Here is a 20,193-nt window from a genome sequence, read left to right as displayed (position 1 = left end):
TATTCAATGAGACACCCGCGATGACGTCACCCGCACCGATCGTATACATCGTCGACGACGACAACGGCATGCGGACGTCGCTCGCGTGGCTGCTCGAATCGGTCGGCATCGCGTCCGAAGGGTTCGCGAACGCCACCGATTTCCTCGCGCGCTTCGACGTGAACCTGCCCGCCTGCCTGGTGCTCGACGTGCGGATGCCGGAGAAGAGCGGCTTCGACGTGCAGGCGGAACTGAACGCGCGTGGCGCGACGCTGCCGGTGATCTTCGTCAGCGGGCACGGCGATATCCCGATGTCCGTGCGCGCGCTGCAGAACGGCGCGATCGATTTCGTCGAGAAGCCGTACAACTCGCAGCAGATGCTCGAGCGCGTGCAACGCGCGCTGCGGCTCGCGCAGCAGCGGCATGCGGTGGGCCAGCGTCACCGCGAACTGCGCCAGCGGCTGGATGCGCTGACCGCGCGCGAGAAGGAAGTGCTGCGCGGCGTGGTGGACGGCAAGGGCAGCAAGCAGATCGCGTCGGATCTGTCGATCAGCGTGAAGACCGTCGACGTGCATCGCGCGAGCATCAAGGAGAAGCTCGGCGCGACGTCGATCGCCGCGCTCGTGCGCGACGTGATGGTCGTGTGGGGCGACGACAGGGAAGCGTCGCGTTAGCGCGTCGCCGGAGCTTCGGCGACGCGCCGCACGCAATGCACGGCGCTCAGCGCTCAGCGCATGTACAACCCGCCGTTAATGTCCCAGCATGCGCCGTTCGCGAAATGCGCGTCGCCCGACGCGAGCAGCACGGCCGCATCCGCAACGAAGCCGGCCGAGCCGAGCTTGCCGCCCGGCAGGCTCGCGAGCACCTGACGCAGCTTCTCCGGCGCGACGCTTTCATACACGATCGGCAAGTCGAGCGGGCCCGGCGAGATCGCGTTGACGGTCACGCCCCGGGCAGCGAGATCGCGCGCGAACACCTTGGTGAGCGTCAGCGTGCCGCCCTTGGCGGCCGCGTAGTGCGCGCCCGTCGCCGAGCCGCCGTTCTGCCCGGCGAGCGACGCGATGTTGACGATGCGGCCCGCGCCGCGTGTCGCGAAGTACTGGCCGAACACCTGGCAACCGAACAGCACGCTGCGCAGGTTCACGTCGATCACCTGGTCGAACTGCTCGGCCGTGATCTCCATCGCGGGGACGACCTTCGATGCGCCCGCGTTGTTCACGAGCACGTCGATCGTGCCCCAGCGCGCGACGAGCGCATCGCGCGCGGCTTCGAAATCGCGTTTCGACGTGACGTCGAGCGGCAGCGCGATCGCGCGTTCGCCGCTCGGGTCGAGTTCGCGTGCGTGCGTCTGAATGGCATTGGCGGCGATATCGGCCAGCGCGACGCGGTAGCCGGCCGCATGAAAACGTTCGGCGATGACGGCGCCGAGCCCGCGCGCGGCGCCGGTGACGAGGACGACTCGGTCTGACATGGTGCGTGTTTCCCTGGTTCGCGCGCGCGCATCCGTCGATGTCGCGCCCGCATCGTGGTTCATGAGGCGAGTGCCGCTTCGAAGTGTGCCGCAATCGCGCAGACATGTTCGTCCGCCCCCCTGCGGCCGATGATTTGCAGGCCGGCCTTCAGCGGCGAACCGGCGAGCGGCAGCGGCAGGCTGAGTGCCGGATGGCCGCTCAGGTTGAACGGCCGGATCAGCGACGACATCGCGATCACCGATACGCCATCGCGCGCCTGCTGCAGCGTGATCGGCAGCGCCGGCAGCGTCGGCAGCACAAGCACGTCCGCATGTTCGAGCGCGGCGTCGACCTGTGCGGTGAAGCGTGCGCGCACGGCTTCGGCTTCTTTCAAAGCCGCAGGCGTGGTCGTTGCGGCCGCACGCAATCGTGCATCGAGGTCGGTGCCGAGCTTGCCGGTTTCGACGAGATGGCCGAACGCGCGCGACGTTTCCGCATTGATCACGGTGAGCCCTGCGACGAATGAAGCCGGCATTTCGTCGAGCACGACCGCGTGCGCGTGCAGGCCCGACGCGCGTACGGCCGCGTCGAGCGCGGCGGCGATGGCCGGGTCGGCATCGACCGTGACGTGCGCCACCGTACAGCCTGCCGCCGAGGCCGCCGCTTGTGCACGATCGAAACCCGGCGCGATCGCGGCCATTACCGCAACCAGCGTGCGGATATCGCGGGCGAACGGCCCGACGCAATCGAGCGTCGTTTCGGCGGGCGCGACGCCGCGCCGCGACACGCGGCCGAACGTCGGCTTCAGTCCGGCCACGCCGCAGCAGGCAGCCGGCCCGCGGATCGAGCCGCCCGTGTCGGTGCCGAGCGCCGCATCGACCATGCCGAGTCCGACGAGCGAAGCGGAGCCGCTCGACGAGCCGCCCGGAATGCGCGTCGCGTCCTGCGGATTGACCGGCGTGCCCGTGTAGTCGTTGATGCCGGTCATGCCGAATGCAAGCTCGTGCATGTTCGCCTTGCCGGCGATCTGCCAGCCCGCGTCGAGCAGCAGGCGGACGACGTCCGCGTGTTGCACGGCCGGCGGGGCGTCGGCGAGCGCCCGGCTCGCCGCGCGGGTCGGATAGCCTGCGATGTCGATCGTGTCCTTGATCGCGATCGTGGGGCCGGGGCCGCCGAGCGTGAAGGTGTCGATGAAGCCTGTCATGGTCGGTATCGTGAGCAAGCGTTGGAAAGCATCAGGACCGTGGCGCGGCGGCGAGCGGCCAGGGGCCGTCGAGCACGCGTTCGGTGCGGAAATGGCGGATCAGCCACGCGGAGCCGTCGCCGGCCGGCGCGAAATCGACGGTCAGCCGCGCGGCGATCAGTTCGGCCGAGCCGTCCGCGTAGCGCGACGCCTGCAGCATGATCCAGCGGCCGCGCGCGCTCGCGTTGCCGGCGCCGATCTCGATCGACTCGGAGGTCAGGAAGTGCAGGTTCGCCGCGAAATGCGGATCGGGCGGCAGGTAGCGGCCCAGCATCGCGACGATCGCGGCCGTGCCTTCGAGGCAGCCGAACTTGCGCGCATACTGCGGGCCGATGCCTTCCCACACGGCATCGGGCGTGAACAGCCCGGCGAGCGCGGGGCCGTCGCCGGCATCCTCGGGCACGTCGCACAGCGCCATGTAGCGCGTGATCGTCGCGCGCACCGCGCGCTCGGCGTCGAGCGCCGCCAGGCGCTGCGCGAGCGCATCGATCAGGCCGGGAGACGGGGCGGTCATCGCGCGCCTCACGCCGCCGGCTTCGCGGCCGGCGGCACCGTCAGCGCACGGCCGACGCGCGCTTCGATCTTGCCGTAGCGCCACAGGTTGTATTCGCCGACCGGCGTCGTGCGATACAGGTTGCACACGGCGACCGTCGTGTCGAAGTCGGCGACGTCGGCCATGATGTAGAAGGTCCACGGCGCGCCGTCGGCCTGGCCGACCACGAGGCGGTCGTCATCCATCACGCCGAGCACGCGCACGCCGGGCATCGCTTCGACGGCGGCGAGCATCGCGCCGTACGCCTGCCACACCTCGCCGATTTTCTCGCGCGGCAGGTCGAAGAAGTTTTGCGACACGCCGCAGCAGAACAGGACGCGCAGCGGCAGCGGATTCGAATCGGACATCTGAGGTTCTCCAGAGGAAACAGTTGAGGGGACGAGCCGGCCGGCGAAGGTGCTTCGGCATCGGCGTCATGCGTGTTCAAAAAGGCTTCCGACGGACGCGGGTTACAGGTAGCCGGGGAACGGCGTGACGCCGGTGAACACCGCGCCGGCGCCGTCGAAGTTGCCTTCGCCGAGGAACGCGTGCTGCGTGACGACCATCGCATCGCGCAGCAGCCGCTGCAGCGGGTGCGTGCGATAGATCGCCGCCGTGCCGCCGAGGCGGTACGCGCGTTCGACGACGCTCGCGCCTTCGCGTGCGATCTGCGTGGCCGCGAGCCGCAGCAGGCTGACCTGGTCGGGCATCACCGGGTTGCCGGCGAGGATCGATTGCCACACGCCGTCGGTTGCGTCGTAGAAGAACGCGCGCGCCGAGCGCAGTTGCGCTTCGGCCTTCGCGAGTTCGATGCGGTAGTACGCGCGATCGGCGAGGCGCGGTGCGCCCGTCGTCGTCTGCCGGCCGCCCGACATCCGGTTCACGACGTCGAGCGCCGCGCGTGCGAGGCCGAGGTTCACGACGGCCAGCACCTGCGCCGCATACGCGACGGTCGGATAGCGGTACAGCGGCTCGTCGACGGTCGGCTCGCCGCCGCGCACGAAGGTCCATGCTTCGGGCACGAAGCGGTCGTCCACGCGCAGGTCGTGGCTGCCGGTGCCCTGCATGCCGACCACGCTCCAGTTCTCGACGATCTCGACTTCGGCGGCACGGAACACGGCCGTGCGCGGCTTGTTCGGCGCGGCGTCCTGCGCACCCGGCACGGCGATGCCGACGCCGAGCCAGTCGGCCCCCTTGCAGCCGCTCGCGAATTTCCACGTGCCGTTCACGCGCCAGCCGCCCGCTGCGGGCCGGGCCGGCTGCACCGGGAACAGGCCGCCCGCGAACACCTGGTCGGGGCCGCTCGCATACAGTTCGGCCTGGGTGTCGAGCGGCAGCGCGGCGAGATACACGTTCGCGGAGCCGAAGCTCGCGACCCACGCGGCCGAGCCGTCGGCGGTCGCGATCCGTTCGATCATTTCGAGGAACGCGGCGGGCGCGAGCGCATCGCCGCCGAAGCGGCGCGGCGTGCCCGCGCGATAGATGCCGGCCTCCTTGAACAAGGCGATCACGTCGCGCGGCACGTGCGACAGGCGGTCGAATTCTTCGCGGCGCGCGGCGACCGTCTCGATCACGGCGTCGAGCGGCGACAGCCGGGCGGCCGGTTCGCCGGCCGCGTGGGGAGCGCTCGGTGCGGTGTCGAGGGCGAGGGCGGCGTGGGGCATGGCTGTCTCCTGGGGCGGATTGGGGTTCGAATGCGGGATGGTCACGACGATGCAACCAGTCTAGGAACGCCGAAAACGCGCAGCAATTGGTGCGTTGGGCCGTGCGACTGGTGACGTTCCGTGCTGCACTAAAGAAATCTTCAGATGCGGGCGGCGCGCGCCGGTGCTATGTTGGGTTTCCGGCCGCGCGATGCCGCGCGGCCTCATCCGAAGCCGATCATGAGTTTTCCCGACGAAGACGATTTCCACCGGTTGCTCGACGCGCTGACGACCTGCGTGCTGCTGCACGACGCGCACACCAAGGCGATCGTGTGGGCGAACCGTGCCGCGTGCATCGCGCTCGGCTTTTCCGTCGAGGAACTGCTGCCGCTGAAGGCGCCGGACATGACGCGCCCCGAACCGAAATACCAGCGCGAGATCGCCGTGAGCGCGTGGGACCGCGCGCTCGTCGACGGGCCGCAGGTGTACGAGTGGTGCTACCGGTCGCGCACGGGCGTCGACATGCTGTCCGAGGCGACCGCTACCTACGTGCCGCTGCGCGGGCGCGACGTCGTGATGGTGCAGTTCCGCGACATCAGCGCGGAAGAGGCGGTGCGGCAGCAACTGCGCCGCTACGAGGCGCGGCTGCGCGAATTCATGCAGGACCTCGACGAAGGCATCGCGGTCGTCACGCCGCACGGCGGTGTGCAGTTCATCAGCGAGTCGGGCCGCCGCGTGCTCGGCCTCGCGCCCGACGAAGCGCTCGGCGAGGTGCTCGACTACTGCTCCGAGGCCGACCGCGACCGGCTCGTCGCGCAACTGCGCGATGCGCCGTCCGCGTATCCGTCCGCGCCGCAGCGCTACCGGATCGTGCGGCGCGACGGCTCGCCGTGCTGGCTGCGCATCCTGTGCCGGCAGGTCGCGATCGAGGACGATCTCGACGGGCTGCTCGTGCAGTTCCGCGACGTGAGCGACGAAGTCGCGATCGAGGAGGCGCGCCGCGCGGAAGCGCGCATGCTCGAACACGCGGGCCGTTACAACGCGATGGGCGAGATGGCGAGCGTGATCGCGCACGAGCTGAGCCAGCCGCTCGCGGCCGTGCGCAATTTCATCGAAGGCGCGGTGCAGCGGCTGGACGGGCGCGGCGCGATCGACGACGCGATCTGGGGGCTGCGCAGCGCGGACCGGCAGGCCGAGCATGCGGCGCTGATCATCAAGAGCGTGCGCGAGTTCATCGTGAAGCGCGAGCCGGTCGTCGCGCTCGCCGACCTGCGCGACATCCTCGCGGACGTCGCGTATTTCATCGAGCTGCGCGCGAAGGAAGCCGGCGTGACGGTCACGATCGTGCAGGCCGGCGAGCCGCTGCCGATCCGCTGCGAGCGCGTGCTGATCGGGCAGGTGATCCTGAATCTCGCGTTCAATGCGATCGAGGCGTTCGCCGGTTGCGAGCGTGTGCCGCGCATGCTGACGCTCGGCACCGCGAACGTCGGCGGAGATGCCGAGCTGCGCGCGATCGACAACGGCCCGGGGATCGCGGCCGATGCGCACGACCGGCTGTTCGACGGTTTCTCGTCGTCGAAGGCCGGCGGGAACGGCATCGGGCTGTCGCTGTGCAAGAGCATCGTCACGCGCCACGGCGGCCGGATCGCTGCGAGCCCGGCCGATGGCGGCGGCCTCGACTGCCGCGTGACGCTGCCGCTCGCCGGGATGAAGGCTCAGGCGGACGCGTCGTCGCGGGGAAATGCTTGATGCCGCGGCCGCCCGGCGGCCGCGGGGCATGAGCGGGCAGGCACGCGCGCAGCGCATGATCAGCGCCCGAGCGCCCGTGCGGTTTGCCCGCCGATGCCGAAATCGGTGTTCGGGATGTCCTTGATCATCACGCGGGTGGCTTGCAGCGGTGCGTCGAGCACGCTGGCGCTCGTCTCCGACAGCGCGGCGATCAGCGCGCGCTTCTGCTCGTCGGTGCGGCCGGCGATCAGGATCGCGACGATCACGGGCAGCGATGGTGGTGCGCCGTCGGCGGCGCTGCGGCCGCCGAGGCCGATGTGCGTCGCGGGCAATTCGGTCAGCAGCACGCGCACCGATTCGATCGGTGCGCCAATTGATTCGACGGTCGCACCGGTCAGCCGTGCGATCAGTTCGGCCTTGCGGGTGTCGTCATGACCGGTCGGCAGGAAAACTTCGAGTGTGGGCATGGTCGTCGGGAAAGGTGAAGGTGACCGGCTCACCTTTGCGTTGGCGGCGGTGAACCGGTCGGTGCTTACAGGTGAACGTGACCGACTCACCGTTGCGTTGGCGGTGGTGAACCGGTGGGTGCTCACAGGTGAAGGTGACCGACTCACCGTTGCGTGGGCGGTGGTGAACCGGTGGTCGCTCACAGGTGAAGGTGGCCTGCTCACCGTTGCGCTGGCGATGGCGAACCTGCGGCCGCTTACAGCAGGAAGCCGATCGCGCTGAGCGCTTCGGTCGAATCGATCAGGCGCACGACCTTCTCGGCGATCCGCATCTCGCCTTCGGCGTCGACGTGCAGCTTGTGCGTGACATCGGCCGCGAACAGCGTCGCGACGCCGCGTTTGTACGCGACGACGACCTGCGCCGATTTCAGCTCGACGGTGCCGGCGCTGCCGCTTTCCAGCGTGAAGCGCGACACGGTGCGCACGGTGCGCGCCGCGTCGGTCGCCGACGCCGAATAGCCGGACACCATCCGCTGCACGCGCTTCTCGCGCATGTCCTGGTCGTCGAACACGTAGTTCAGCGTCGCGGCGAAATCGGTCGTGTCGGGATCGATCGGCACCACGTAGTGGCCGGCGGGATCCCACAGGTCGAGCCACGCGCGATAGTCGCGGCGGTCGAGCATCTCGGCTTCGCGCCACACGAATTCGACCGCGCGGGCGAAGGTCTGCTCGGAAAAGAGGGCGTTGCGGTCGTCCATTATTGTTGCTCCATCATCTTGCGCCATTGCTGGTAGGCCTCGCGCATGCCGGTCTCGTCGGTCGCATGGGCGGTCTTTTCGCCGTTCGCGGCGGTCGTCTCGCGGTTCAGCCCGCGATTCACGAGGATCGGCACGTCGGGGCCTGCGTGCGCGCCGCGCTGTACGCGCTCCCATGCTTCCGCGTCGTCGGGGCTGCCGAAGCCGAACGGGCCCTGGAAGTGCTCGTGAATGCGCAGCCGCTCGCGGTTCGCTTCGTCGGGGCCGCCGTCCATCGCGAGCGCAACATGGCGGATCTCGGTTTCGTTCGCGGAGATCGGCCGCAGCACGCGGAAGAACGCCATCGACAGCGCGAGGTTCGGGAACAGGTTCAGGTTGAAGCCGACGCCCATCAGCGAGCGCACGATGCGGCGCACTTGTTCCGGCGAATGGCGCTCGGCGAGCTTCGCCGCGAGCGGCGCGAAGCGCTCGGGCAGCGGCGCACCGTCGTCTTCGTCGAGGTCGATCAGCTCCGGCATCAGCACCGCGAGGCTGTGGCCGTTGCCGAGCCCGCGGCAGAACGCATCCTCGCTCGTCATGAAGCTCGTGATTGCGGCGGCCGTCTCGTCGTCGATCGACTTCATCCACGACTTGTGCACGACCGGGAAGTGATAGAGGTCGGTCGTGTTCTCGAGCTGGATCTTCCAGTTGCCCTTGAACTTGAACTTGTGCTCGCCGTTCGCCTTGATCGGGTAGCCGGCGCCCTGTTTCATGAACAGGTCGATCCACGGCTTCGCGCCGCCGAGGAAATCCTCGAGCGGTTCGATGTCGTCGTTGAAGCTCGCGAAGATCAGCCCCTGGTACACGCCGACGCGCAGCTTCACGAGCGGCAGGTCGCCTTTCTCGCACACGCCTTCGTAGCCGTCGCCGTACGGCAGCGCGCGCAGCGTGCCGTCGAGTGCGTACGACCAGCTGTGATACGGGCACGTGAAGCCCTTCGCGTTGCCCTTGTGCGATTCGCACACGGTCGCGCCGCGATGGCGGCAGCGGTTCTGCAGCACGTTGATCTCTCCGGTCTTGTCGCGCACGACGATCACCGGCTGCCGGCCGATCGTCGTCGTGATGAAGTCGCCCGGGTTCGGCAGCTCGCTTTCGTGCGCGACCCAGATCCAGGTGCGGTAGAAGATGCGGTCGAGCTCGGCTTCGAACAGCGCGGGATCGTGATACATCGCGGGCGCGATGCGGTCGGGTTGCGCAAGGCCATGCAACGCGCTGGTGTCGATCGTCTGGTAGGAAATGTCGCTCATCGTTGTGTGGGGAAAGAGTCGCGAAATCGGGCCGCGTCGCGCGCGGTGTCGAGTACCCAGTCTCGTCTTCCACTACATATCCGTCAAATTGATCTAAAATTGGCTCGTTAATAAATACGGCAAATGATTGAGGCTACGATGACATCGGTCGATCATCTCGATCTGAACCTGTTGCGCGTATTCCAGGCGATCGTCGAGGAACGCAGCCTGACGAAGGCCGGCGAGCGGCTCGCGCTGTCGCAGCCGGCCGTCAGCTATTCGCTCGGCCGGCTGCGCACGCTGTTCGACGATCCGCTGTTCGTGCGCACGCGCTCGGGCATGCAGCCGACCCCGGTCGCGCTCGAGCTCGCGGGGATCGTCGGCAAGGCGCTCGACATGGTGCGCGTGGCGCTGCGCTACGCGGAGCGCTTCGACCCGGCCACCAGCACACGCACGTTCCGGTTGTCGTTGTCGGATGCGGGCGAGATGGCGTACCTGCCGGCGATCTGCCAGGCGCTGCGCGAGCGCGCGCCGCGCGTGACGCTGAGCGTGCAGCCGCTGCCGGTGGAGGAGATCGAGGAAGCGCTGCGCGCGAGCCGGCTGGATTTCGCGATCGGCAACCTGCCGGAGCTGATGCCGAGCACGCGTCACCAGACGCTGTTCGAGGAAACCTACGTATGCATGACGGGCCGCCGGCGCGGGGTGCCGAGCGGCGCCGCGCTGAGCCTCGACCAGTTCGTGCGCGCCGCGCACGTCAACGTGAAATCGGTCGAGCACAGCCACCACGCGCTCGACGATGCGCTGCGCGCGCAGGGCGTGGGCCGAAACATCGCGCTCGAAGTGCCGCACTTCGTCGCGCTGCCGAGCGTGCTGTCGGTCACGGATCTCTATGCGACGCTGCCGAAGCGGCTCGCGCAGATCCTGAACCGCGACAATGCGTTTCGCCTCTATGCGCTGCCCGTCACGCTGCCGCCCGCGCCGGTGACGATGCACTGGCACGAGCATTTCCATGAAGACGAAGGCAACGCGTGGATGCGCGCGTTGCTGGCCGAGCTCGTCGCGCGGTTCGACGATGCTTGACCGGTGAGCATGGGGCAACGCGTTGGAGGCGCGCGTTGCCGGTGGCGGTCGTCGCGTGCTTCGACGGCGCACGACGTGTCGGGCCAGTGCCGCGCGCGTCAGAGATCGAGCACGAGCACCGCCGAGCGCGCACGCGACACGCAGCAGCAGATCACCGTGTTGCTCGCGCGCTCGGCTTTGCTGAGGCAATGGTCGCGATGATCGGGCTCGCCGTCGATCACGGGCACCATGCAGGTGCCGCACACGCCTTCGCCGCATGACGTGTCGACCTCGATGCCGATGCGCGCGAGTGCGTCGACGATCGACGTGTCGGGCGCGACGCGCACCGATTGCCCGCTGCGCTGCAGGCGCACTTCGAAACCGGCGCCGGCATCCGTGTTGCCCGCAACGGCAGCAGCAGGTTCCGCCGCGAAGCGTTCGAGATGAATCGAATCTTCAGGCAAGCGCGCCGCGGCCGCCGCGACGACCGCATCCATGAACGGCCCCGGGCCGCACGTATAGACGTGGGCGTGCGCGTCGACCGAATCGACGCAGCGGCCCAGCTTGGCCGCGAGTGCGTCGGGCTCGACGCCGTAGTGGAACGTCACGTGCGACGCGAACGGCTCGGCCGCGAGTTCGTCGACGAAGGCCGCATGTTCGCGGCTGCGCGCGAAGTAGTGCAGCCGATAGCGCGCGCCGCGCTTGTGCAGCGCATACGCCATCGACAGCAGCGGCGTGATGCCGATGCCGGCCGCGATCAGCACGTGCTCGCTCGCGCTATCCGTCAGACGAAACAGGTTGCGCGGCGCGCCGATCGACAGCTCGGCGCCGATCTGCACGTCGTCGTGCAGCGAACGCGAGCCGCCGCGCGACTGCGCTTCCTTCTTCACCGCGAACAGGTAGCTGCCGCGCTCGTCGGGGTTGCCGCACAGCGAGTATTGCCGCGTGACGCCGGACGGCGCGGTCACGTCGATATGGGCGCCGGGTTCGTACGCGTCGAACGGCTGGCCGTCGACGCGCGAAACCCGGAAACAGCGGATGTCCTGCGCCGCGTCGATCAGCGCGTCGATCCGGACTTGGTGGCGGTTCGCTTGCATGGGTAAATCCGTGGGGTAGGAGGAAAGCGGCGCGGCAAATACCGCACCGTCATGCGATCGAGAATAGGGACGGGCATCGCATAAATCAAATCGATTAAAAAGCGATGCCTGAATCAGCGGGATGGATGATGGTCGGGCGGTACGATTGCGCCTGATTGCGCCCGATGTTCAGCGCGCGGCGATCGCGTTGCCCGCGTCGGCCGCGTGCGGCGCGGCGGCCGACGCATGGCCGCGTTCGCGATCGAGGCTGCGGCGATAGTGCCGGCACCCGGCGGCGAGCAGCAGCGCGGCGAGCGTGGCCGCCGCGACGTTGACGATCGACATCGAATGACCGACCGCCGCCGGCGCGCCGAACACGCGGTCGGTGAACAGCGCGACGACGGTCGTGCCGATCCCGAGCGCGATCAGGTTCGACACGAGCAGGAACAGCGCGGAGATCTGCGCGCGCATCTGGTTCGGCGCGAGCGTCTGCATCGCGGCGGTGGACGTCGGCATCGGGAACGACGCGAAGAACATCGCGACGACGAGCATCGCGAGCGACGCATGCAGCGAATCGAGCTGCGTGAACAGCGTCGCGGGGATCACCATGCACGCGGCGCCGATCGCGCCGGCGCGCATCGGCGCATCGCTGCGGCCGCGCTTGAGCAGCCAGTCGTTGAGCCAGCCGCCGCAGAACACGCCGGCCGTGTTTGCGACCAGCAGCACGATGCCGAGCGTGTAGCCGGCTTCGACGGCCGTCATTCCGAAGCGGCGGATATAGAACGCGGGCGTCCAGCTCAGCAGGCAGTACAGCGTCATCGCGTAGAACGAGAAGCCGAGGTAGTGGCACGAGAAGGTCGCGCGATGCGTGCAGACGAAGCGCAGCGAATCGCGCATCGACACGCGCCGCACGGCGCCTGAGCGATCCTGCGCGAGCCCCTTGCGTTGCGGGTCGCGCACGGTCGCGGCGAACAGCAGTGCCACGAGGATCCCCGGCAGCCCGACGATCAGGAACGTGACCGGCCACGCATGCACCTGCCCGACCACCGGCAGCGTGAACGCGCTCGCATGCTTGAGCAGCGCGATCACGTAGCCGCCGATCAGGAACGCGACACCGCCGCCGATGAACGAGCCGAGCGAATACACGGCGATCGCGCGCCCGAGCTTTTCCTTCGGGAAGTAGTCGGCGAGCATCGAATACGCGCCGGGCGATAGCGCGGCTTCGCCCACGCCGACGCCCATTCGCGCGATGAACATCTGCACGAAATGCTGGCTGAGCCCGCACGCGGCGGTCGCGACGCTCCACAGCGCGATGCCGAGCGAGATGATCCGCGGCCGCGCGTAACGATCGGCGAGATAGGCGACGGGCAGCCCCATCACCGCATAGAACAGCGAGAACGCGAAACCGTTCAGCAGGCTGAACTGCGTGTCGGACAGTTGCAGGTCGCGCTTGATCGGCTCGATCATCAGCACGAGGACCTGGCGGTCGACGAACGAAAAGACGTACGCGAGCATGCAGATGACGACGACATACCATTCGTACGTATAGCGCTTGCCGTCGGCAGCGCGGGCCGTGGATGCGGACATGCGGATTCTCCAGGAGCGGGCGGTGGAAACGCGCGGCAGCGGCCTGGCGGGCCGGGCGCCGTCGCGGCGCGAACGCGTGCGGGGGCACGTGTCGGAGACGCAGCGTAGTCGGTCAAATCCGGCCGCCATAGCCGGAGTGACAGCCGCGCCACACGGGCATTTACCGACCCGGATAAAGAAAACACCAGGGTCTCGCGCGCCGGCCGCCGCGCAGCGCGCCTGCGGCGGTGCGCGCGTGCATCATGCGGCGCATCTATAAGCGTTATAGAGCGCATTGCGTCGACGTCCGAAATTGTCGTTCCTAGACTCGGCCCGTTTTTGATCGGCAGCGTTGGCCCTTTGCGGCGAACGCGCTTCATGCCACGCGGCGCGATGCCGACCGGCGCCGCAAACTCTACGGAACGACGACGATGAACCAACCGAACGGGCGGGCCGACCGGCTTGCCGTACCGCTTGCCGCGCTGCTTGCCTGCGCGGCGCTGCCCGCATTCGCGCAATCGAGCGTGACGCTCTACGGCCGCATCGACACCGCGATCGAATACGCGAACGCCGGGCCGAACCACGTGACGCGCATGGGCAGCGGCAACCTGTGGGCGTCGCAGTGGGGGCTGAAGGGTGTCGAGGATCTCGGCGGCGGCTACGCGACGATCTTCAAGCTGGAAGACGGCTTCAATGCGGGAAGCGGCGCACTGTCGAACGGCAGCGCACTGTTCGGCCGCGAGGCGTGGGTCGGCGTCACGGGGCCGTTCGGTGGCGTGCAGTTCGGCGAGCTTTACACGATCCTGCACACGACGCTCGTCACGTACAGCCTGCCGGGCCTCGGCGCGGGGCTCGCGTGGGGCAACGCGACGAACAACTTCGTCGGGCCCGCGTTCCTGCGCGTGCGCAACTCGATGCGTTACACGTCGCCGCGCGCGGCGGGCTTCATGCTGAGGGCGATGGCCGCGCGCGGCACCAACGGCGCGGCCGGCCAGCCGGCGACGCTCGGCGATACGTACGGCGCGGGGCTCAACTACGTGCAAGGCGGCCTGTCGGTCGACGTCGACTACATGCAGCAGAAGTTCAGCCCGGTGGCTGCGGCCGCGCTCGGCGACACGAGCCCGGCCGCGAACGGCAACTACACGCTGGGCGCGATTTCGTACGATTTCCGCGTCGTGAAGGTCGCCGCGCTGTACCTGCGCCATCGCGGCGGCCCCGACGTCGCGACCGCGATCGACAGCCAGAGCGCGTATCCGCACAGCGACATCATGGAACTGAGCGCGACGGTGCCGATCGGGCGTGCGTCGCTGCTGCTGAGTGTCGGCCATTACCGCAAGGTCGCGGACAGCGACGGCAACGCCGATTCGTACGGCATCCGCTTCGACTATCCGCTGTCGAAGCGCACCGTGCTGTACACGGGCGCCGCGATGGTGCGCAACGGCGCGCACGCACGCTTCGTCGTGAACGGCGCGGCCGGCGGCGGCGTCGCGGTCGCGAAGCCGGGCGCGACCGCGAGTTCGATCGTCGCGGGCATCCTCACGTCGTTCTGAACGCTTCAGTCGATTCAGTCGCTTTGGCCGCCTCGCGCCTGCGTGCGCATCCGCACCCGCTTGTGCCGCTACGCGCAGGCGGGCGGTTGCGGCGCGAGCCATGCGTCGAACGGCGCCAGCTCGCCGATGTTGAACAGTTCGAGCAGCAGCGCGCGCAGCCAGCGATGGCCGGGGTCGGCGTCGAAGCGCCGATGCCAGTATGCGTTGACGGCCCATTCGCCCGCACCGGCGATCTCGTACAGCGCGCATGGCTGCCTCGCCGCGAACGTGATCGCGATCGTCTCCGGCAGGATCAGCGCATAGTCGCCGTCCTGCAACAGCGCGGGCACCACCAGGAAATCGGGAAGCGCCGCGCGCACGCGCGGCATCAGCCCGTGCCGCTCCAGCAGCTGCATCGATTGCGGATGCGACGCGACCGCGACGAAGCGCAGCGTCTCGGGCGCGTCGCCATCGAGCACGTAATCGTCGGGCAGCGCGACGCGCTGCGCGGTGCGGCGCGGCATCAGCAGCACGCAGCGCTCGTGCAGCAGCGCGGTGCGCTGGAAGTGGCTCGACGCGTCGGCAAAATGCCCGAGCGCGAAGTCGATCCGCCCCGATTCGAGCGCGACGTTGAGCTGGCATTCGTCGACGTGCAGCGTCTCGATCACCGCACCCGGCGCGCGGCGGTCGAATGCGGCAAGCAGCGTCGGCAGGAACGCGCTCGCCGCGAAATCGCTCATGTGCAGGCGGAACACGCGCTGCGTGCTGTCGGGCGTGAAGCGCGAGCCTTCGTCGAGCACGTCCTGCAGGATCGCGAGCGCCTTGTCGACCGACAGCGCGAGCCGCTGCGCGCGCGGCGTCGGCTCGACGCCGGTGCCGGTGCGCACGAACAGCGCGTCGCGGAACATCAGCCGCAGCCGGCCGAGCGCGTAGCTGACGGACGGCTGCGTGACGCCGAGCCGCAGCGCCGCGCGGCCGACGTGCCGCTCCTCGTACACGGCACGAAACGTCTTCAGCAAGTTGAGGTCGAGATCCTGCACGCGCAGTTCGGACGGGTCGGTGTCGTGCGGTGCGGATTCGTTGCGGGCCGGGGCCGCCGGGCGGCCGGGTGCAGAGTGCGTCATCGGGGTTGCCTCGCGGTGACGGAAGGCGCGTGGCCGTACCGCCGCGCATATGCCTTCGCGAAATGGCCGAAGCCATGGATGCCGTGTGCGATCAGCACGTCGGTCACGCTGCGCGCGTCGCCGCGTTGCAGCGCCGCGTGCACGGCGGCGAGCCTGCGATCGCGCACATACGCGGCCGGCGTGGTGTGCAGGAATGCGCGGAACGCGTGCTGCAGCGTGCGCGGCGCGACGCCCGCGACGGCCGCCAGCGCGGCGAGCGCGAGCGGTTCGCCGAGGTGCGCGTCGACGTGATCGCATGCGCGCCGCACGTGTGCCGGCAGCGGCGGCGTGCCGCGCGTGAGCGCATCGCTGTACGAATGCGGCAGGTGCGTGAGCAGCAGCGACATCAGCCACGTGGTGAGGTCGGCGCCGAAGGTCGTCGCGGCGGTGCCGATGCCCGGCTGTGCGCCGAGCCGGCACAGGTATTCGAAGGTCGGCAGCAGCAGCGCGGCGCCCGCGCCGGCGCCACCGGCCGCAAGGTCGAACTGCAGCGGCCGCGTGAGCGTGGCCTGCAGCATGTGCTGCAGCTTGCGTTCGAGCGCGCCGCGTTCGAGCCGCAGCACGAGGTTGCGGCAATCCGGGCTCGTGCTCAGGCGGCTCGCGAGTGCTGGCGACGACACGGTCAGCTCGCCGGGCCCGGCGCGCGCGACGACGCTGCCGGCCTGCAGCTCGCATGCACCGGCGAGCGTCAGTCTGAACAGGAAGTGCTCGGCGTCGTCGCCGAAATCGATGCGCGTTTCGCGGCCGTAGCAGAGTTCGAGCAGCGCGCCGTGATGCAGCGGCACTTCATACAGCTCCGCATGAAACGGATCGAGGCCGCGCGCGGCCATCCGGTGTGGCCCGAGGCGGTGCGCGACCGCGCGTTCGACTTCATCGGGGGCATGCAGCGTGCCGAGCCGGTTCGGCGCATGGCGGGACAGGGCGATATCCATTCACGAACCTCATAGCGGATGCAGATGCGGCGGGCGCAGCGGCGTGCACATTGCCGCGATTGCGTTGCGCGAACGGGCGCGCCGTTGCGCGTTTTGAAGCGACGCGGTGAAAGCTGCCGCGTAGTCTGGGAAACACTCAATCACCGGGAGAAGACGATGAAGGTATGTGTTCTGGGCGGCGGCCATGGGTGCCATGCGGCGGCGATCGACCTGCTCGAGAAGGGCCATGACGTGACGTGGTGGCGGCGCGACCGTGAGCCGCATGCGCGGCTGCGCGAGCTGGGCGTGCTGAACGTGACCGACTATCGCGGCAAGCGCGCGGTGCCGCTCGGCGATGCGCCGGGTGCGATCCGCGTGGCCGGCGATCTCGCGGCCGCGCTGCGCGGCGCGCAGCTCGTCGTGGTGCCGCTGCCCGCCACGTCGCACGACGCGCTCGCCGCGCAGGTTGCGCCGTTGCTGGAGGATGGCCAGGTCGTGTTCCTGCCGCCCGGCACGTTCGGCAGCTTCGTGTTCGCCCGCGCGGCGGCCGAGGCCGGCAACCGTTCGCGCGTCGCATTCGCCGAGACGGGCACGCTGCCGTACCTCGTGCGCAAGCATGGCGACAACGACGTCGTGATCAGCGCGTATGCAACGCGCTTGCCGACCGGCGTGTTGCCGGCGAATGCGGCCGGCTGGGCGTTCGACGTGCTGCGCGCGGGCTATCCGTCGGTCGAGCCGGTCGAGGATGCGTTGTCCGGCGCGCTGATGAACGCGGGGCCCGTGATCCATCCGCCGCTGATCCTGATGAACGCCGGGCCGCTCGAACACTTCGACGCATGGGACATCCACAACGAAGGCACGCAGCCGTCGATCCGCCGCGTGACGAATGCGCTCGACGCCGAACGCATCGCGGTGCGCGACGCGCTCGGCTACCGTGCGCCGCATTACCCGCTCGCGGATCATTATGCGACCGAAGGCGACGAATGGATGTACGGGCGCGGCGCGCACGGCAAGCTGACCGATAGCGGCGACTGGCGCGAGAAGATCGATTTGCGTACCCATCGCTACATGCTCGAGGACACCCGGCTCGGGCTGTCGTTCATCGTGTCGTGCGGGCGCTGGGCCGGCGTGCCGACGCCGGTTGCGCAGGGGCTGCTGAGCATCGCGAGTGCGGTTGCGGAGCGCGACCTGTATGCGCAAGGGCGCACGCTGGAGCGGCTCGGCATTGCGGCGCTGTCGAAGGACGCGATGCGTGCGCTGCTCGACGCGGGCGTCACGGGCGTCAGAGGAGTTTCAGCATGAGCGCGGCCGAATTGACGCGCGTGCACGTGCTCGGCGCGGGGCGCATGGGGCAGGGGATCGCGCTCGTGTTCGCGTTCGCGGGGCTCGACGTGACGCTGATCGACTTCAAGCGGCGCGATGCGGTTGGCCGACGCGCCTTCGACGATCGCACGCGAGACGAGATCGCGAGGCCGTTGCACGCGCAGGTCGCGCTTGGCCGCATCGATGCCGCACAGGCCGAGACGGTCGTCTCGCGCATCGAGATCGTTTCTCGGGATGGCGCTGCGGAAGCCGTGCGTGATGCAGAGGTCGTGTTCGAGGCGCTGCCCGAGGTGCTCGACGCAAAGGCCGGCGCATTGCGCTGGCTTGGCGAGCATGTCGATGCGCGCACAACGATCGCGTCGACCACGTCGACGTTCGTCGTCACCGCATTGCAGCGCCATGTCGTTCACCCCGAACGGATGCTGAACGCGCACTGGCTGAACCCTGCATTGCTGATGCCGCTCGTCGAGATCAGCCGCAGCGACGCAACCGACCCGTCGGTGGTCGATGCGCTCGCCGCGCTGCTCGAGCGCGTCGGCAAGAAGCCGGTGATCTGCGGGCCGGCGCCCGGCTACATCGTGCCGCGCATCCAGGCGCTCGCGATGAACGAGGCCGCGCGGATGGTCGAAGAGGGTGTTGCAAGCGCGGAGGATATCGACACGGCCATCCGCACGGGTTTCGGCCCGCGCTTCGCGGTGCTCGGGCTGCTCGAATTCATCGACTGGGGCGGCTGCGACATCCTGTACTACGCGTCGAAGTACCTGGCCGGCGAGATCGGCCCGCGCTTCGCGCCGGCCGCGAGCGTCGTGCGCAACATGGAAACCGGGCGCGACGGTGTGCGCACGGGGGCCGGCTTCCACGACTATGCGAACGTGGATGTGCCCGCGTACATGCGGCAGCGGCTCGGCGAATTCGCGCGGCTGCTCGATCACCTGGGATTGGCGCCGGTGTTCGACGGCGGGCGGCGCGACCCGCGCGAGTAGTGCTGGTCGCGCGGACCACCCGGCCGCGCGCGCTCGCGGTGCCACGATAGCGCGCACGTGGCACCGAGAGCAGGTGAGCCGCATACCCGCCGGAAACGGCGACGGCACGGATGCGGCCCGCGCGTGCAGCACGCTCACGCCGTATCGCCACGCGTGCCGGCGTCGGGCGCGACGTGTGTCTCGCGCATCACGCACAGCGTCGCGACGGTCACGAGGCCGAGCGCGATGAGGAACAGCGATACGGGCCACGACGCCTGGTAGCGCACGAGCAGCGCGGTCGCGATCAGCGGCGACATCCCGCCCGCGAAGATCGATGCGACTTCATGCCCGAGCGCGACACCGGAGTAACGCACCTCGGTGCTGAACAGCTCGCCGACGAGCGCGGGCAGCGTGCCGATCATCGCGCCGTGGCTCACGGCGGTGCCGACCGTGAGCGCGAGCCACACGAGCGGCGTCGCGCGTGTGTCGAGCAGCCAGAAGAACGGGAACGCGCACGCGACGAGGCTCAGCGCGCCGATCAGGTACACGGGTTTGCGGCCGATCCGGTCGGACAGCCGGCCCCACGCGAGCATCGCGCCCATCTCGACGATCATCGCGATCATCACGCCGGTCAGCATCACGCCGTTCGGGATGCCGACGTATTTGCCGTAGACGAGCGAGAACGCGAGGAAGATGTACGCGCCGCCGTTCTCGGCCACGCGCAGCCCCATCGCGAGCAGGATTTCCTTCGGATGGCGGCGGATGCACTCGACGATCGGCAGGTGCGTGTGCGCGCCGCGCTTGCCGGCCTGCTCGAAGTCGCGGCTTTCCGGCAGATGGCGGCGGATGTAGATGCCGATCGCGAAGATCACGACGCTCGCGAGGAACGGCAGCCGCCAGCCCCAGGTGCGGAACGCGTCGGCCGGCAGCGCCTGCGCGGCGAGAAACGCGGCCGACGACAGCACGAAGCCGCCGCCCACGCCGAGCTGGCTCCACGCGGCGTAGTAGCCGCGCTGTTCCGGCGGTGCGTTCTCGCTGATCATCAGCACGCCGCCGCCCCATTCGCCGCCCGACGCGATGCCTTGCAGCAGCCGCAGCACGACGAGCGCGGCCGGTGCCCACAAGCCGACCTGCGCATAGGTCGGCAGCAGGCCGATCGCGAAGGTCGATGCGCCCATGATCAGCAGCGTCCAGACGAGCGACGCCTTGCGCCCGTAGCGATCGCCGACGTGGCCGAACACGATCCCGCCGAGCGGCCGTGCGACGAAGCCCAGCGCGAAGGCCGCGAACGCGGCGAGACTGCCGGCGAGCGGCGATGCGCCGGGCGGAAAGAACACGTGGCCGAATACCAGCGCGGCGGCCGTGCCGTACACGAAGAAGTCGTACCACTCCATCGCGTTGCCGGCGACGGAGGCGATGACGATCCGGCGCAGCTGCCGGTCGGCGAGCGGCCGGGCGGCGCTCGGGGATTGCACGGTGTCGGTCGGATACATGGCGGACTCTGAAGGGGGAGGCAGGCGCGTGCCGTCTGTGCAGCACTGCGGGCTAGTGTTGTCGGCACC

At 69.2% G+C, this 20,193-nt stretch carries 20 protein-coding genes; 7 read left to right on the top strand and 13 right to left on the bottom strand.

The genetic code is table 11. From position 1 onward, the window contains the following. The first annotated feature begins 20 nt into the window (after positions 1-20). The gene (locus tag FFS49_RS17195) at positions 21-653 is read left to right on the top strand and encodes a response regulator (protein WP_105817218.1); all 633 of its coding nucleotides are present in this window, start codon (positions 21-23) and stop codon (positions 651-653) included. Between the two features lie 53 nt (positions 654-706). Here the strand turns inward: FFS49_RS17195 and FFS49_RS17190 are convergent, their stop codons facing one another. From FFS49_RS17190 to FFS49_RS17170, 5 genes are all read right to left on the bottom strand, one after another. Then, a complete protein-coding gene (locus FFS49_RS17190; RefSeq protein ID WP_105817412.1) occupies positions 707-1,450 on the bottom strand; it encodes an SDR family oxidoreductase in 744 nt (247 codons plus the stop codon). A 59-nt stretch (positions 1,451-1,509) separates the two neighbouring features. Then, complete coding sequence (locus FFS49_RS17185; protein ID WP_105817217.1) at positions 1,510-2,634, bottom strand: amidase; 1,125 nt, start codon at positions 2,632-2,634, stop codon at positions 1,510-1,512. A gap of 31 nt (positions 2,635-2,665) precedes the next feature. Further along, positions 2,666-3,187 carry a nuclear transport factor 2 family protein gene (locus tag FFS49_RS17180; RefSeq protein ID WP_105817216.1) on the bottom strand — a complete coding sequence of 174 codons (522 nt, stop codon included), beginning with the start codon at positions 3,185-3,187 and terminating at the stop codon, positions 2,666-2,668. An 8-nt stretch (positions 3,188-3,195) separates the two neighbouring features. Further along, positions 3,196-3,573, bottom strand: a complete 378-nt coding sequence (locus FFS49_RS17175) for a hypothetical protein (RefSeq protein WP_011356094.1) — start codon at positions 3,571-3,573, stop codon at positions 3,196-3,198. Positions 3,574-3,675: 102 nt separating this feature from the next. After that, complete coding sequence (locus FFS49_RS17170) at positions 3,676-4,869, bottom strand: acyl-CoA dehydrogenase family protein (RefSeq protein ID WP_105817215.1); 1,194 nt, start codon at positions 4,867-4,869, stop codon at positions 3,676-3,678. Positions 4,870-5,013: 144 nt separating this feature from the next. Between FFS49_RS17170 and FFS49_RS17165 the strand changes: the two genes are divergently transcribed. Further along, on the top strand, positions 5,014-6,597 hold the full coding sequence (locus FFS49_RS17165; protein ID WP_105817214.1) for an ATP-binding protein: 1,584 nt from the start codon (positions 5,014-5,016) through the stop codon (positions 6,595-6,597). A 59-nt stretch (positions 6,598-6,656) separates the two neighbouring features. Here FFS49_RS17165 and FFS49_RS17160 read toward each other — a convergent pair whose 3' ends face one another. Then, complete coding sequence (locus FFS49_RS17160; protein WP_105817213.1) at positions 6,657-7,043, bottom strand: tautomerase family protein; 387 nt, start codon at positions 7,041-7,043, stop codon at positions 6,657-6,659. Here FFS49_RS17160 and FFS49_RS17155 point away from each other — a divergent pair. Next, positions 7,036-7,305, top strand: a complete 270-nt coding sequence (locus FFS49_RS17155; protein ID WP_137910138.1) for a hypothetical protein — start codon at positions 7,036-7,038, stop codon at positions 7,303-7,305. The two genes, FFS49_RS17160 and FFS49_RS17155, sit on opposite strands and share 8 nt — an antisense overlap. Here FFS49_RS17155 and FFS49_RS17150 read toward each other — a convergent pair. Next, positions 7,280-7,783 (bottom strand): aromatic-ring-hydroxylating dioxygenase subunit beta, encoded by a 504-nt coding sequence (locus FFS49_RS17150; RefSeq protein WP_039364109.1) that lies wholly within the window; start codon positions 7,781-7,783, stop codon positions 7,280-7,282. The genes FFS49_RS17155 and FFS49_RS17150 overlap by 26 nt on opposite strands. Next, positions 7,780-9,063, bottom strand: a complete 1,284-nt coding sequence (locus tag FFS49_RS17145) for an aromatic ring-hydroxylating dioxygenase subunit alpha (RefSeq protein WP_039364111.1) — start codon at positions 9,061-9,063, stop codon at positions 7,780-7,782. Before FFS49_RS17145 ends, FFS49_RS17150 begins: the two co-directional genes overlap by 4 nt. Before the next feature lie 138 nt (positions 9,064-9,201). On the opposite strand from FFS49_RS17145, the gene FFS49_RS17140 reads away from it, so the two are divergent. Further along, positions 9,202-10,122: a LysR family transcriptional regulator gene (locus FFS49_RS17140; protein WP_105817212.1), complete on the top strand. Its 921-nt coding sequence runs from the start codon at positions 9,202-9,204 to the stop codon at positions 10,120-10,122. Between the two features lie 98 nt (positions 10,123-10,220). Here FFS49_RS17140 and FFS49_RS17135 read toward each other — a convergent pair whose 3' ends face one another. Further along, a complete protein-coding gene (locus FFS49_RS17135; protein ID WP_105817211.1) occupies positions 10,221-11,198 on the bottom strand; it encodes a PDR/VanB family oxidoreductase in 978 nt (325 codons plus the stop codon). A gap of 168 nt (positions 11,199-11,366) precedes the next feature. Then, positions 11,367-12,764: an MFS transporter gene (locus FFS49_RS17130; RefSeq protein ID WP_105817210.1), complete on the bottom strand. Its 1,398-nt coding sequence runs from the start codon at positions 12,762-12,764 to the stop codon at positions 11,367-11,369. Between the two features lie 410 nt (positions 12,765-13,174). Between FFS49_RS17130 and FFS49_RS17125 the strand changes: the two genes are divergently transcribed. Continuing rightward, positions 13,175-14,293 carry a porin gene (locus FFS49_RS17125; protein ID WP_105817209.1) on the top strand — a complete coding sequence of 373 codons (1,119 nt, stop codon included), beginning with the start codon at positions 13,175-13,177 and terminating at the stop codon, positions 14,291-14,293. Between the two features lie 68 nt (positions 14,294-14,361). On the opposite strand, the gene FFS49_RS17120 is transcribed toward FFS49_RS17125, so the two are convergent. Both FFS49_RS17120 and FFS49_RS17115 read right to left on the bottom strand, forming a co-directional pair. Then, a complete protein-coding gene (locus FFS49_RS17120) occupies positions 14,362-15,396 on the bottom strand; it encodes a LysR family transcriptional regulator (RefSeq protein ID WP_071333084.1) in 1,035 nt (344 codons plus the stop codon). Then, on the bottom strand, positions 15,393-16,367 hold the full coding sequence (locus tag FFS49_RS17115; protein WP_105817208.1) for an AraC family transcriptional regulator: 975 nt from the start codon (positions 16,365-16,367) through the stop codon (positions 15,393-15,395). The genes FFS49_RS17120 and FFS49_RS17115 overlap by 4 nt, the downstream gene beginning before the upstream one ends. 156 nt (positions 16,368-16,523) lie before the next feature. On the opposite strand from FFS49_RS17115, the gene FFS49_RS17110 reads away from it, so the two are divergent. Both FFS49_RS17110 and FFS49_RS17105 read left to right on the top strand, forming a co-directional pair. Then, entirely contained in the window at positions 16,524-17,648 is a 1,125-nt protein-coding gene (locus FFS49_RS17110; protein WP_105817207.1) for an NAD/NADP-dependent octopine/nopaline dehydrogenase family protein, read from the top strand. Further along, a complete protein-coding gene (locus FFS49_RS17105; protein WP_105817206.1) occupies positions 17,645-18,652 on the top strand; it encodes a 3-hydroxybutyryl-CoA dehydrogenase in 1,008 nt (335 codons plus the stop codon). The genes FFS49_RS17110 and FFS49_RS17105 overlap by 4 nt, the downstream gene beginning before the upstream one ends. A gap of 134 nt (positions 18,653-18,786) precedes the next feature. Here FFS49_RS17105 and FFS49_RS17100 read toward each other — a convergent pair whose 3' ends face one another. Beyond that, a complete protein-coding gene (locus FFS49_RS17100; protein ID WP_071333080.1) occupies positions 18,787-20,124 on the bottom strand; it encodes an MFS transporter in 1,338 nt (445 codons plus the stop codon). Positions 20,125-20,193 lie beyond the last annotated feature (69 nt).

The organism is Burkholderia sp. 4NA327C6, from assembly GCF_005502655.1.
In the GTDB taxonomy this organism is placed as follows: Bacteria; Pseudomonadota; Gammaproteobacteria; order Burkholderiales; family Burkholderiaceae; genus Burkholderia; species Burkholderia contaminans.
Note: the sequence above shows the minus strand (reverse complement) of the source record. Positions and strands in the feature narration are given on the sequence as shown.

Bases quoted from the DNA above. Each gene is read 5' to 3' on its own strand.
- FFS49_RS17175 (WP_011356094.1), bottom strand. From the start codon at position 3,573: ATGTCCGATTCGAATCCGCTGCCGCTGCGCGTCCTGTTCTGCTGCGGC.
- FFS49_RS17170 (WP_105817215.1), bottom strand. From the start codon at position 4,869: ATGCCCCACGCCGCCCTCGCCCTCGACACCGCACCGAGCGCTCCCCAC.
- FFS49_RS17120 (WP_071333084.1), bottom strand. From the start codon at position 15,396: ATGACGCACTCTGCACCCGGCCGCCCGGCGGCCCCGGCCCGCAACGAA.
- FFS49_RS17145 (WP_039364111.1), bottom strand. From the start codon at position 9,063: ATGAGCGACATTTCCTACCAGACGATCGACACCAGCGCGTTGCATGGC.
- FFS49_RS17110 (WP_105817207.1), top strand. From the start codon at position 16,524: ATGAAGGTATGTGTTCTGGGCGGCGGCCATGGGTGCCATGCGGCGGCG.
- FFS49_RS17140 (WP_105817212.1), top strand. From the start codon at position 9,202: ATGACATCGGTCGATCATCTCGATCTGAACCTGTTGCGCGTATTCCAG.
- FFS49_RS17125 (WP_105817209.1), top strand. From the start codon at position 13,175: ATGAACCAACCGAACGGGCGGGCCGACCGGCTTGCCGTACCGCTTGCC.
- FFS49_RS17160 (WP_105817213.1), bottom strand. From the start codon at position 7,043: ATGCCCACACTCGAAGTTTTCCTGCCGACCGGTCATGACGACACCCGC.
- FFS49_RS17190 (WP_105817412.1), bottom strand. From the start codon at position 1,450: ATGTCAGACCGAGTCGTCCTCGTCACCGGCGCCGCGCGCGGGCTCGGC.
- FFS49_RS17130 (WP_105817210.1), bottom strand. From the start codon at position 12,764: ATGTCCGCATCCACGGCCCGCGCTGCCGACGGCAAGCGCTATACGTAC.
- FFS49_RS17105 (WP_105817206.1), top strand. From the start codon at position 17,645: ATGAGCGCGGCCGAATTGACGCGCGTGCACGTGCTCGGCGCGGGGCGC.
- FFS49_RS17100 (WP_071333080.1), bottom strand. From the start codon at position 20,124: ATGTATCCGACCGACACCGTGCAATCCCCGAGCGCCGCCCGGCCGCTC.
- FFS49_RS17135 (WP_105817211.1), bottom strand. From the start codon at position 11,198: ATGCAAGCGAACCGCCACCAAGTCCGGATCGACGCGCTGATCGACGCG.
- FFS49_RS17195 (WP_105817218.1), top strand. From the start codon at position 21: ATGACGTCACCCGCACCGATCGTATACATCGTCGACGACGACAACGGC.
- FFS49_RS17115 (WP_105817208.1), bottom strand. From the start codon at position 16,367: ATGGATATCGCCCTGTCCCGCCATGCGCCGAACCGGCTCGGCACGCTG.
- FFS49_RS17180 (WP_105817216.1), bottom strand. From the start codon at position 3,187: ATGACCGCCCCGTCTCCCGGCCTGATCGATGCGCTCGCGCAGCGCCTG.
- FFS49_RS17165 (WP_105817214.1), top strand. From the start codon at position 5,014: ATGCGGGCGGCGCGCGCCGGTGCTATGTTGGGTTTCCGGCCGCGCGAT.
- FFS49_RS17185 (WP_105817217.1), bottom strand. From the start codon at position 2,634: ATGACAGGCTTCATCGACACCTTCACGCTCGGCGGCCCCGGCCCCACG.